The organism is Paenibacillus solanacearum, from assembly GCF_910593845.1.
Classification (GTDB): Bacteria; Bacillota; Bacilli; order Paenibacillales; family NBRC-103111; genus Paenibacillus_G; species Paenibacillus_G solanacearum.
Window position 1 is genome coordinate 1 of the sequence record NZ_CAJVAS010000049.1, and the last position, 13535, is coordinate 13535.

Genomic DNA, 13535 nt, shown 5'->3' on the forward strand with positions numbered 1-13535 from the left:
ACTTAAAACGCTCTTGTAATCTGCATGCACATGAATGACGAACATCGGAAAGCCGTATGAGGGAAAACCTCACGTACGGTTTGATGAGGAGGGGCAGATTTCTCTGCCCTTTACTCTAGAAAAAGTTGTCCCGGACAAAATGGGCGAAAGGGGTTCACTATGCGCGCATTCCTGCTTCATTCGGGCGAGCCGGCGATGGAGCCGCTGCTTGCGAAACTGCTGTTTCCGCACGGTACCCGGGTTCCGGAGGACATAGAGAAGAGCGGGACCGTGATTCACTGGGGAGCGTACCATCCCGACCGCGGTCATGCCGAAGTACTGCAGCCGATCCGAAGCATCCTGCTTGCGCGAAACAAGAAGCGGGCGATGGAGCTGCTTGCGCTGCACGGCATCGAATGCGGCTGGGACGAGAGCGGCGTAAGCCGATTCGCGGCGGACCGCTGGCCGCATGAATTTATCGTGCCCGTATTTCACTTGCAGGCGCTGACGCTGTACTCCCGCAGCAGCGGGGTATACATTGGTCACCAGACGAAGTCCGGCGTTCGCGCGCCGGAAGGGCTGTCGCAGGATTTTACCGAAGTCGGGACCGTCCAGCCGAGCTTCTACGCGTCCCGCGCCATGAAGGAAGCGGTGAAAGCCGTGTACGCCCTCGGACTCGATTACGGCGTCGTTCGGCTCGGCGCCCGTTCGGGCGGGACGGTCGTCGTGCTCGCGGTGGAAGCTGTGCCGAAGCTGACGCCGCGGCTGGCGGAGCTGTTCGCGGACGCAATGAACCGGTTCGACCTTGAGCTGTCGGGAGAAGCGGAGTCGGGCCAAGCGGACGTCATGCTCGGCGCGGACCCTGAGTTTCTGCTGCTGAACAGCCGGGGAAAAGTGACGTTTGCTTCGAATTACGTCGAGAAGGATGGCGCTTTCGGCTGCGATGCGATCGTGCTCCCGAGCCGGCGCAAAATATTTCCGCTGGCCGAGCTGCGCCCGAAGCCGAGCACCGATATTCGCGAGCTCGTCGTCAATCTCCACCGCACGATGCAGCTTGCAGCGAAACGGATTGGCGACCCGGACGTCCGCTGGGTGGCTGGCGGCATGCCCGTTCGGGGGTTCCCGCTCGGCGGCCATATCCATTTCAGCGGCATCGGGCTGAGCAGCCGTCTGCTGCGCGTGCTCGACAATTACATCGCGCTGCCGCTAACGCTGCTGGAAGACGGAACGACCGGCATGCGCAAGCCGAAATACGGGTTTCTCGGCGACTTCCGTCGCCAGCGGCACGGCGGGTTCGAGTACCGTGTCCTGCCGAGCTGGATGGTGTCGCCCGACATTGCCAAAGGCGTGCTGGCGCTGGCCAAAGTGACGGCGGAGCATTACCGCTCGCTGAATCTTCGGCCGCTTGCCGATGCGGAAGTGATCAAAGCGTACTACGGAAGCGACAAGACGCGTATACGGCCGCTGCTCCAGGCGCTGTGGAAAGATGTCGAAAGATTGCCCGGCTATGCGACATACGAATCGTATTTGCTTCCGCTGCGCAGGCGAATGCTGCAAATGCGGAATTGGAAAGAATTGGACGATATTCGGCCGAAATGGAAAATTGCTCCCTTTCGATAGAAAATGGGTGTTCTCCAATAAATCGTGATATAATGAGAGGGCAGTGATGCCTTTTGTCGAATCGAGACGGGCATAGCCTCTGCGGGATGCGGATTACGCAGCTTTATCCATGCTGCCGCAACCGGCGGAGGGGCCCGGATACGCCGCAGCGCGGCGGCCGAGGCACCGTTATGGGGCTTGACCGGCATGTACATAGCCATCATGAACGATGTTCTACTATATTTTTTTGTCTGCAAATCTATGAATCGCAAGAATGGCAGATTCATAGATGGAAGGTCCGGTTCGACGTGAAGATGGAAGTCGCATGGAATGCCGAACAGCAGTACAAGCGTTGGGGGATGCAGCATGGCCAAATATACGCCGATGATTGAGCAGTACCTTGCCATCAAGGCGGAGGTACAGGACGCTTTTTTATTTTTTCGTCTTGGCGATTTTTATGAAATGTTTTTTGACGACGCGATTGTGGCGTCGCGGGAGCTGGAGATTACACTGACCGGCCGGGAGGGCGGAATGGAGGAGCGCATCCCGATGTGCGGCGTGCCCCACCATTCCGCGGAAAACTACGTCGCCCGTTTGGTAGAAAAAGGATACAAGGTTGCGATCTGCGAACAGGTGGAAGACCCGTCCGAAGCGAAAGGCGTCGTCCGGCGGGAAGTGGTGCGCATCGTCACCCCGGGGACGGTGATGGACCAGCGCTCGCTCAGCGAAGCGAACAATTACATCGCGGCGGTCGCATTATCCGGCGAAGCATACGGCATTGCCGTGTGCGATATATCGACGGGAGAGCTGTACGTTACGCGTCTCGACGGGTCGTTCGAGCTGCTGCTCGACGAACTGAACGTATACGGGCCGTCGGAAATTCTCGGCAGCCCGGCGCTGCTGGAGCAGATCCGCAGCGGATCGGCGGCGTGGCTGCGGTCCGCGGTTATGACGCCGAGAGATGGCCGCAGCGCGGCGGGAGGCTTGCCGGCCGAAGGGCATTTCTTGGACTCGCAGCTGGCCGGCTTGCCGGAAGGCGGACGCGAGACATTGTCGCTCCTGATGGGGTATTTGAAAGAGACGCAGAAGCGTTCGCTGTCGCACATCAAGCAGATTCGGGTGTACGAGCCGACGCAGTATATGGTGATGGACCCGTTCACCCGGCGCAACCTGGAGCTTGTAGAGACGGTCCGCGACCGTTCGAAGAAAGGCTCCTTGCTCTGGCTGCTGGACAAGACCGTGACCGCCATGGGCGGGCGGCTGCTGCGGCGGTGGATCGAGAAGCCGCTGATGAACGCATCGCACATCGCAGAACGGCTCGAAGCGGTGGACCGTCTGTATCATCAGCTAATCGTCCGCGAAGAGCTGCGCACATCGCTGAAGGAAGTGTACGACCTGGAGCGGCTTACGGCGCGCATTGCCTACGGCAGCGCGGGCGCGCGCGACCTGGTCGCGCTGATGCGCTCGCTGCAGCAGGTGCCTATGCTGCAGCAGCTTTGCGAGTCCAGCGGCTCCGCCACGCTGGCGAAGCTTGCGGCACGGATCGACCCGTGCCAGGACTTGATGGCGTCGATCGCGGACGCCATCGTGGACGAGCCTCCCGTCTCGATTCGGGATGGGGGGATGATTCGGGCGGGCTACAACGCCCGCCTCGATCAGCTTCGCGAAGCGAGCGCGAACGGCAAGCAGTGGCTGGCCGAGCTGGAGAAGCAGGAGCGCGAGCGGACGGGCATCAAGTCGCTGAAGATCGGCTATAACAAGGTGTTCGGCTACTTTATCGAGGTGACGAAGTCGAACCTGGGCACGCTGGAAGAAGGAAGATACGAGCGCAAGCAGACGCTCGCCAACGCAGAGCGGTTCGTCACACCGGAGCTGAAGGAGAAAGAGGCGCTCATCCTCGAGGCCGAAGAGGGTATGGTCGATCTCGAGCACGAGCTGTTCATTGAGCTGAGGGACCGACTGGGCGCGCATGTCTCCAGGCTGCAAACGCTGGCGGAGCTCATCGCGACGGCGGACGTTTACCAGTCGCTGGCCCATGTCAGCGCGGCGAACCGGTTCACGAAGCCGGAAGTCGGCGAATTTTATGAGCTGCAGGTCGAGGAAGGCCGCCATCCGGTCGTGGAAGCGGTCCTCGAAGACAGCGTCTTTATCGCCAACGAGACCGAGCTGTCGCGGGAAGCCGGAAGCATGCTGCTCATTACCGGCCCGAATATGGCGGGGAAAAGCACATACATGCGTCAGGTCGCGATCATTTGCCTGATGGCGCAAATCGGCTGTTTCGTGCCGGCCAAGCGGGCAAAGGTCCCGTTGATCGACCGCATCTTCACCCGCATCGGCGCGGCGGACGATCTGATCGGCGGTCAGAGCACGTTTATGGTCGAGATGATGGATATCCAGATCATGACCGCCAAGGCAACTTCGCGAAGCCTCGTCATCATCGACGAGCTGGGTCGCGGCACATCGACCGGCGAAGGGATGGCGATCGCGCAGGCGGTCATCGAGTACCTTCATGATAAGATCGGCTGCAAGACCCTTGTGTCGACGCATTTTCATGAGCTCGCGCATCTGGAGGATAGCTTGCGGGATTTGCGCAACTATTGCATGGCAGTGAAGGAAAGCGGACAGCAGGTCACTTTCCTGCGGCGGTTAATTCCCGGTGCGGCCAGCACGAGCTACGGCATTTACTGCGCGCAAATCGCCGGGCTGCCCACCGGGATCATCGATCGCTCGTACGAGCTGCTGCATGTTTTTGAAGCGCGGGCAGAGTGGCAGCAGGGCCGGGAGGAGACGGCGGCAGCATCGGCGCAAGTCGGAGCTCCGGCCGCTCCTGGATCAAGCCAAACGCAGCCTGCGCAAGAAGAACGGCACACCGCGGACACGATGTTTGTGCCGGCGCCGGAACAGGCAAGCGAGCCGTCTGTCACAAGAGAACCGGATTCGCCGGAAGCTTCGGCTCCGTCAGCCGGACAAGCGGTTCCCGACAGGCAGCAAGCGGTCGAGCAGCTCAGCTTATTTGCGCTGGATGTTGACGCCAAGGCGGAAAAGTCCGCGAAGAAAGACCCTCTGGCCGATAAGATTGTGGGCATGCTCCGCAGTGCCGATTTGATGAACATGACGCCGATGACGGCGATGAACTTTTTGTACGAATTGAAGAAGCAGCTGCCGCAACAGTAAGGCGAAGCGAAACCAATATTGGAATGATATGACCTTATAGAGAAGAGGAACTTGCATGAGTCCAAAAAAATTGCGTTCGACCCGGTTTTGGAAAACGACGGCGGCCGGTCTGCTTTCGATGACGCTGCTCATTCCGGCTGCTTCGCCGGTATGGGCGGCGGAAGCCTCCAGCACGGTAACGGCGGATCAGTTGAAGGAAGTATATGATCTGCTGGAGAAAAATCACGTGAGCGCGCCTTCGAGCAGCAAATTGGCCGAGACAGGCATCAAGGCGATGGTCGGCTCGCTCCAAGACCCGTACACGCAATACTTTTCGCCGGAAGAGCTGAGGAGCTTCGAGAACTCGGTGGAAAATCAGTACGTCGGCATCGGTGTGCGCGTCGGCGAAGAGCCGGACGCGGTGTATGTGGCGGAAGTGTTCGACGGCTCTCCGGCGAAGGAAGCGGGGATTCAAGTCGGCGACAAGTTCATTGAAGTCGAAGGCGTATCGGTGGCGGGGAAAAAAGTGAATGACGTCACCGAAAAAATATTGGGCGAGGAAGGCACCGTCGTTACGATTCGCGTGCTGCGCGGAGAAGAAACGAAAGAGCTGAAGGTAAAGCGCCAAAAAATACAGCTGCCGACCGTCGTACGCAAGCTGTTTGATCCGGGGATCGGCTACATTCAAATCGCCAGCTTTTCCAGCGATTCCGATGAGAAGCTGGCGCAAGAGCTGAACGTACTCAAGGGACAAGGCATCAAGAGCCTGGTCGTCGATCTGCGGGACAATCCCGGAGGGCTGCTCGATTCGGCGTTGAACATGGTCAAGCTGTTCGTCAAGGAAGGCGTACTGATTCATACGAGCGACCGCAACAATGTGGACGATCCTGTGTCGTTCAAGGACGGAACGACGCAGCCGTTCCCGGTCTATTTCCTCGTGAACGAGTACAGCGCGAGCGCTTCGGAAGTATTGACGGGCGCGCTGCAGGATTACGGCGTCGTCAAGGCGATCGGCACGAAAACGTACGGCAAAGGCAGCGTGCAAACGTTGTTTCCGCTCAAGTCCGGCGGTGCGCTCAAGGTTACGATCGAAGAATATTTGACGCCGAAGCTGCGGAAAGTGAACAAAGTGGGACTGGAGCCGGACCGCAAGGTGGAAGGCGACCTGGCCCAGCTCGTGACGGCGCTCCGCATGGCGGGCAGCGAGTCGTTCGAGCTGACGTATGACCGCAAAGCGCTTGCGCTCAACGGGGTATCGATCGTCGAACCGTTCGATGTGATCCGGCAAGACGGTAAAGTGTTCGTCCCGGCGCGCTCGATCGCCGCACTCGCCGGCGCGGAAGTGACCTGGAACGACGCGACGTCTTCGCTTGAAATCGCTTCGGAGCAAGGGAAAGCGGCATACGGCGCTGATGCGTCCGACTATTTGAACCAAAACGGCACCGGTTTTGTCACGCTGGACAGCATTGCGTCTGCATTCGCGAACGTCAAGTGGGAGGACAACGGCAGCAAGCTTACGGTGTCCGTAAACAAGCCTTAAACGAGTAAGGAGCCCGGCATATGGGTAAAATAAACATTTTAGACGAACATATCGCCAACCAGATCGCGGCGGGCGAAGTGGTGGAAAGACCTTCCTCCGTCGTGAAGGAGCTGGTGGAGAACGCGGTGGACGCCGGCAGCACGCGCGTCTACGTGACGATCGAGGAAGGCGGACTCGCGCTGATCCGTGTCGCTGATAACGGGTCCGGCATGGACCCGGACGATTGCGAGACCGCATTTTTCCGCCATGCGACAAGCAAAATTGCCAGCGCCCATGACTTGTTCGCCATCCGGACACTTGGCTTCCGCGGGGAGGCGCTGCCCAGCATCGCGGCGGTTGCCAAGGTGGAATGCCAGACCTCGCCGGATACGAGCGGGCTCGGAACGAGGCTTGTCATTGAAGGCGGCAGCGTGAAGGCGAAGACCGAAGCGGCCGTTCCGCGGGGAACGGATATTATGGTGCGCGAGCTGTTCTACAATACGCCTGCCCGTCTCAAATACATGAAGACGATCCAGACGGAGCTCGGTCACGTGACGGATTATATGTATAGGCTCGCGCTGTCGCATCCGAACATCGCGTTCACGCTCAAGCATAACGGGAACACGCTCATTCAGACGCTCGGAAGCGGCGATCTGCTGCAGGTTATAGCCGGCGTTTACGGTACGGCTGCGGCCAGAAGCATGCTGCCGATTGGCGGCGAATCGCTCGATTATCGGCTGTCCGGCTATATCGGCAAGCCCGAGCTGACCCGGGCCAACCGCAACGGCATCTCCAGCGTCATTAACGGCAGATATATCCGCAACTTTGCGGTTGTGAACGCGCTGCTGCAAGGATATCATACCTTGCTGCCGATTAACCGGTTCCCGCTTGCGGTGCTGCATTTGGAGATGGATCCGACGCTGCTGGACGTGAACGTGCACCCGGCGAAGCTGGAGGTTCGCTTCAGCAAGGAGCCGGAGCTGATGCAGTTGATCGAACGTGAGGTGCGTTCGGTGCTCGGCGCGCAGCGGCTGATTCCGTCGGCGGGCCAGCCGGAGCGCCGGCCGCGCGAAGCGGTCGTGCAGGAGCAGCTTGAGCTGTACCGGCCGCAGGCAGCGAACCCGCAACCGGCTGCGCCGTCCGGGGGGAGAGCCGCGGAGGGACGCGAAGCGCTGTACGGCGAAGCGCGTGACGCTTACACCAGCGGCGGTGCTTCCGCTGCTGCGCGCAGCGAGTCGCAGCCGGCTCCGCAGTGGGCTGGTGCCGACGCGCTGCGTGGGCAGCCCGCTTCACAGCCGGCTAATGCCGACGCGCGGCGCGGGCTGTCCGCTTCGCCGGGGCAAGCGCCCCCCGAGGCGTGGCGCGAACCGTCGTCGCGGCGTGAGTCCGTCTCGCGGTCGCCGCAAGGGCCGGGCGTGCAATCGTCTGCGCCACCTCGGCAGGACGATCGCAGCCCGCGTGAGACGGCCGCCGCCTCGGAGGCGCTGCTGCGGACGCTCGCGCCGCTGCCCGCGGATACGCCGCCGGCGCTGCCGGCGTTTCCGAAGCTGCAACCGATCGGGCAGATGCACGGCACCTACATCGTGGCGCAGAACGAGGAAGGATTGTTCCTGATCGACCAGCATGCCGCGCATGAGCGGATCAATTACGAATATTATTTCGACCAGTTCGGCAAGCCCGAGCAAGCGAGCCAGGAGCTGCTCGTACCTTTGACACTGGAATATACGTCGATTGAGGCGGTCAAGCTGAACGAGAAGCTGCCTCAGCTGGAGCGGGCCGGCGTGTTCCTGGAGCCGTTCGGAGGCTCCTCCTTCCTGGTGCGTGCTTATCCGCACTGGCTGCCCAAGGGAGAAGAGCAGATGCTTGTGGAAGAAATGATCGAATGGCTGCTGTCGGAGAAAAAGCAGGTCGACATCGCCAAGCTTCGTGAAAAAGCGGCGATCATGTGCTCCTGCAAAGCTTCGATCAAAGCAAATCAAAAAATCGGTACGCTCGAAATCGAAACGCTGCTCGACCGTCTGGCCGCCTGCCGCAATCCTTACACTTGCCCGCACGGCCGTCCGATCGTCGTCAGCTTCTCGACCTATGAGCTTGAAAAAATGTTTAAGCGGGTGATGTGAGTGTTCGTCACTACCTCCTACGACCCGGGAGAAGAACAAACCAGGGAAGCGAGTAACCTTGCGCAATCGCTGGGCGGCCGATACGTTCCGCGCAAGCGCATGACGCTCGCGCAGCTGCGGGCGCGTTATGGAGAAGAAGACATCCTTCTGATTACCAAGGAACGGATCGAATATCATCATGAACAGCGGCAGCCGTTGTTTTTCCATCCGAGCACGGCGGCAGTCCGTGTGAAGCGGCTGCTGAACGGGGAGCCGGATACGCTGCTTGAACTGGCCGGCGTAAACCCGGGAGACGCCATTGTCGACTGTACGGCAGGACTTGGCTCCGATTCGATCGTTTTTTCCTTTGCGGTCGGTTCGGAAGGTCGCGTCACGGCGCTCGAAAGCTCGCCGATCCCGGCTTTTTTGCTGGGGCAGGGGCTTCAGGCCTACGACTCGGAGGTGCCCGGTTTGAATGAGGCGATGCGGCGCATTCAGGTCGTCCGCATGGATCATTCGGACTACCTTCGCAGCTTGCCGGACCGCAGTGTCGATGTCGTCTATTTCGATCCGATGTTCCGCAAGCCGATCACCGAATCGGCGTCGATTCGGGCGATTCGAGGCGTTGCGGACGAGCGGGCGCTGACGGCGGAAGCAGTCGCCGAGGCCAAGAGGGCGGCCCGCAAGGCCGTAGTTCTGAAGGAGCATCGGGATAGCCCGGAATTCGAACGTCTCGGCTTTGACATCGCCCGCCGTCCCTCAACGAAAATTGCTTACGGAGTGATACGATGCTGACAAAGACGGAGAACGGCAGAACCCCGCTGCTCGTGCTGGTCGGACCGACCGCCGTCGGCAAGACGAAGCTGAGCCTGGCGGTAGCTGAGGAATACGGGGCGGAAATCATATCCGGCGACTCGATGCAGGTGTACCGAAAGATGGATATCGGCACGGCCAAGGCGACGCCGGAGGAGCGCGCGCAGGTTCCGCATCATATGATCGATATTCAAGATCCGGATGAACCATTTTCCGTAGCCGAATTCCAGGATCGCTGCACCGTTCTGATCGAGGATATTGCCTCGCGGGGGAAGCTGCCTTTTATCGTCGGAGGCACGGGGTTGTATGTGGAATCGGTATGCTACCGGTATCAATTCAGCGAGAGCGGATCGGACGAAGCGTTTCGCGAGGAGCAGCGCTTGTATGCCGAGGCTGCAGGAGCCGAGGCGCTGCATGACCGTCTTCGGCAGATCGATCCCGAATCGGCGGATCGTCTTCACCCGAACGACCAGCGGCGCATTATCCGGGCGCTGGAAATTTTTCACGTGACCGGCGAAAAACTGTCGGACCGGTTGAAGGTACAGAAAAAGGAATCGCCTTACGAATTATGTATCGTCGGGTTGACAATGGATAGAGCTTTACTATATAAACGTATTGAAGAACGAATCGATCAGATGATGGATGAAGGTTTGGTTGAAGAGGTACGCGCATTGCTGGCGGACGGCTATACCAAGGATATGGTATCCATGCAGGGGCTTGGCTACAAGGAGATTGCCGGATATTTGGAGGGAGCGTACTCTTTAGAGGAAGCCGTCGAGATGCTGAAGAAAAGCACGCGGCATTTTGCCAAAAGACAGCTTTCCTGGTTTCGGCACATGACGGATATCGAGTGGATCGACGTGAGCGAAATGGCAAATATTTCTACCCAACTGGAAAAGATTCGTGCTATAATAGCAGGAAAGCTGACACTTGTCCGTAATAATACCGAGGGGGCCCATTGATGAACAAATCGATCAATATTCAGGACACTTTTTTAAATCAATTGCGCAAGGACAGCATCCCGGTCACCGTCTATTTGACGAATGGGTTTCAGATTCGTGGTGTGATCCGTGCTTTCGATAATTTTACGATTATCATCGACAGCGAAGGCCGCCAGCAGATGGTCTACAAGCACGCTATCTCGACGTTCACGCCGCAGCGCCCCGTTTCTTTAATGCAGCAGGAGAGCGCGACGGAATAATCGGGACCCGGTACTTCCGCCTCAAGGATGCGATAGGAGCAACTTTTCGCACTTTCGGTTCGTCTAATTGAATACAATTCCAAAGGGCAACCCGACATTGAAGGGTTGTTCTTTGTTTAAAAGAGCCTTGGCGCCGTTTAAAGAGGTGGATAAAGGCAAACAGACAAGAGAGAGGGAGTCGGATATGGCGGGAACAAACCGTAATGCGTCAGGAAACTCGACCAAGCAAACGACAAAGCCGAAATCCGGGAAACGAAAAACGAAAAAAATTACCGCAGGAAAGGTGTTCGCGTGGGCGTTCGTTAGTAGCGCGGTTGCAGCGATTTGCGCGATGGGCGTCTATATATTCATCATTATCAATGGCGGCCGCATTTTGACCCAGAACATCGATAAGCTCGATCTGGACGAAGCGTCGCTGATCTACGATGTGAGCAATAAGGAAGTGGCGGTGCTCGCCGCCGAAAACCGCGAGAGCGTCAACGCGTCGGAAATTCCGAAGAAGCTGCGAGACGCGTTTATTGCAACGGAGGATAAGCGGTTCGAGGAGCATGCGGGGATCGATTTTCTCGGCATCGGCCGTGCCTTGGTGAAGGACGTGGTCGCCCGCAGCATGGTGGAAGGCGGAAGCACCATTACGCAGCAGCTCGCCAAAAACGTGTTCCTGTCGGCGGATAAGACATTTTTCCGCAAAGCGACAGAAATGTCCATTGCCGTTGCGTTGGAAGAAAGATACACGAAGGATGAAATTTTAGAAAAGTATTTGAACCGGATTTTCTTCGGAAGCCGGGCTTACGGGGTGAAGGCCGCTTCCAAAAAATACTTTGGCATTTCTGACTTGAATCAGCTGAAGCTGTGGCAGATGGCGACGCTTGCCGCAATTCCGAAAGCGCCGAGCACATACAATCCCATTGCCAATCCCGAGAAGTCGAAGGATCGACGCGGCGTTGTGCTGAAGCTGATGGCCGACCAAGGCTATATTACCGAAGCCGAGCGTGCGGAAGCGGCGGCAGTCGACTATGTGCCCCTGACAGGCGGATCCAAGGACTCGTACCAAACCTATGTCGACTATGTGCTGCGGGAAGCGCAGAACAAGTTCAACATCGAAGAAGACGACATTATGCGGGGCGGCTATAAAATTTATACTTCCTTGAATCCGGACGCCCAAAAAATTATGGAGCAGACATACGCGAACGACAAGCTGTTCCAAAAAGACGGACCGGAGCAAAAAATGCAAAGCAGCATGGTTATTCTCAACAACACGGACGGCGGCATCGTCGCCATGATCGGCGGCAGAGACTACGCAGCGCGGGGCTTGAACCGGGCTGTGCAGCAGCCGAGGCAGCCGGGCTCGTCCTTCAAGACGCTCGTCGCCTATGCGCCAGCACTGGAAATGGGCAAATACACGCCGTACAGCATGCTGCCGGACGAGCAAAAAAACTACAACGGCTACAACCCGAGAAACTACGACGGCGTGTACCGCGGCCAGGTCAGCATGTTCGAAGCCGTGAAAAAGTCGATCAACGCGCCGGCCGTCGCATTGCTTAACGAGATCGGCGTCAGCAAAGGGATCGATTTTGTCAAAAAGCTCGGTATTGAGCTCGACAAAAACGACAACAATCTTGCGATTGCGCTCGGGGGATTAACCAAAGGGGTCACGACGCTGCAGATGGCGCAGGCGTACAGCGCCTTCCCGAATAACGGGGTGATGAACGAGGCCCATGCCATCAATAAAATCGAAAATGCCGACGGGAGCCTCCGGACTGCCTATAAAGGCGAGAAGAAGTCGGTCATGAGCGCGAAAACCGCGTGGTACATGACGCAGCTGCTTCAGGGCGTCGTTGAATCGGGGGGAACGGGGACGGCTGCTAAGTTCGAGCGTCCGGTCGCAGGGAAAACGGGCTCGACGCAGCTTGATCTGAAAGGGCTCGAGAAGTATAACCGGGACCTGTGGTTCGTCGGGTATACGCCGGAATGGACGGCGGCCGTCTGGATGGGCTTCGATAAAACCGACTCGAAGCATTATGTTTCCATGAGCAGCGGCGGCGCAGCGGTCATTTTCAAGGAAGTGATGCAAAAGGCGCTTGCGAAGACGCCGATGACTTCCTTCGTCAAGCCGGACGGCGTGCCGGATCTCGCGGCGCCGCCGAAGACGGTAGCCGACCTGAAAGGTGAATACATCAAGGAGAGCAGAACCGTCAAGCTGAGCTGGTCGGGGATCGGCGATAACGTCACTTACCAGCTGTTCCGCAAAGACAGCAAGACGGCGGAGTTCCCGAGCGAGCCGCTCTTGACGACAGCTTCGACCGAAGTAAACGATATTTCGGCGATCCTGCCGGACACTTATCAATACGTGGTCGTGCCGGTCAATACGGTCAGCAATGTCGCCGGCGCCCGATCGAATACGGTGTCGGTAATCGTCAGCACAGATGCAGGACATTCCGACCCGCTCAAGCCGGGCACGGGTCAGCCGGGACAGGGAGGCACGACGCAGCCGGGAGGCGGAGCAGGCCAGCCGGGACAGGGAGGCACGACGCAGCCGGGAGGCGGAGCAGGCCAGCCGGGACAGGGAGGCACGACGCAGCCGGGCGGAGGAACAGGTCAGCCGGGACAGGGAGGCACGACGCAGCCGGGAGGCGGAACAGGCCAGCCGGGACAAGGCGGCACGACGCAGCCGGGCGGAGGAACAGGTCAGCCGGGACAAGGAGGCACGACGCAGCCGGGCGGAGGAACGGGTCAGCCGGGACAGGGAGGCACGACGCAGCCGGGAGGCGGAACAGGTCAGCCGGGACAGGGAGGCACGACGCAGCCAGGAGGCGGAACAGGCCAGCCGGGACAGGGAGGCACGACGCAGCCAGGAGGCGGAACAGGCCAGCCGGGACAAGGCGGCGCGACACAGCCGGGAAGCGGAACGAGCCAGCCGGGGCAAGGTGGCGCGACACAGCCGGGCGGCGGAACAAGCCAGCCGGGGCAGGTTGGCGTCACGCCCGGTACAGGCAGCGGAAGCAACGTCGGGGTTCTCCCCGGCGATGCTTCCAGCCATGCGGGCGAACGCGTCTTCTCCGACGGTGCAAGCGGCTCGGCGCCGCCCGCGCCGGGAGTCCGCTAGATTTCATATTTTTGGCAAGGCATAGTATAATATGAGCGAGGCTAATACACTATAAACGACATAAAT

The 13535-nt window shown here is 59.0% G+C and carries 8 protein-coding genes; all 8 read left to right on the forward strand.

The annotated features are described in order from the left end of the window. Positions 1-159 precede the first annotated feature (159 nt). The 8 genes from KXG62_RS29315 (at position 160) to KXG62_RS29350 (ending at position 13469) form a co-directional block, all read left to right on the forward strand. Positions 160-1599, forward strand: a complete 1440-nt coding sequence (locus KXG62_RS29315) for a putative amidoligase domain-containing protein (protein WP_218095564.1) — start codon at positions 160-162, stop codon at positions 1597-1599. A gap of 345 nt (positions 1600-1944) precedes the next feature. Next, complete coding sequence (mutS, locus tag KXG62_RS29320) at positions 1945-4752, forward strand: DNA mismatch repair protein MutS (RefSeq protein WP_218095565.1); 2808 nt, start codon at positions 1945-1947, stop codon at positions 4750-4752. Between the two features lie 55 nt (positions 4753-4807). Then, the gene (locus tag KXG62_RS29325) at positions 4808-6271 is read left to right on the forward strand and encodes a S41 family peptidase (RefSeq protein WP_218095566.1); all 1464 of its coding nucleotides are present in this window, start codon (positions 4808-4810) and stop codon (positions 6269-6271) included. 20 nt (positions 6272-6291) lie between these two features. Further along, positions 6292-8370, forward strand: a complete 2079-nt coding sequence (gene mutL / locus KXG62_RS29330; protein WP_218095567.1) for a DNA mismatch repair endonuclease MutL — start codon at positions 6292-6294, stop codon at positions 8368-8370. Beyond that, positions 8371-9144 carry a class I SAM-dependent methyltransferase gene (locus KXG62_RS29335; RefSeq protein ID WP_218095568.1) on the forward strand — a complete coding sequence of 258 codons (774 nt, stop codon included), beginning with the start codon at positions 8371-8373 and terminating at the stop codon, positions 9142-9144. Beyond that, positions 9138-10124, forward strand: coding sequence for a tRNA (adenosine(37)-N6)-dimethylallyltransferase MiaA (gene miaA, locus KXG62_RS29340; RefSeq protein WP_218095569.1), 987 nt, complete (start codon positions 9138-9140; stop codon positions 10122-10124). The genes KXG62_RS29335 and miaA overlap by 7 nt, the downstream gene beginning before the upstream one ends. Further along, positions 10124-10363 (forward strand): RNA chaperone Hfq, encoded by a 240-nt coding sequence (gene hfq, locus KXG62_RS29345; RefSeq protein WP_218095570.1) that lies wholly within the window; start codon positions 10124-10126, stop codon positions 10361-10363. Before miaA ends, hfq begins: the two co-directional genes overlap by 1 nt. Positions 10364-10475: 112 nt before the next feature. Next, positions 10476-13469, forward strand: a complete 2994-nt coding sequence (locus tag KXG62_RS29350; protein WP_246627700.1) for a transglycosylase domain-containing protein — start codon at positions 10476-10478, stop codon at positions 13467-13469. Positions 13470-13535 lie beyond the last annotated feature (66 nt).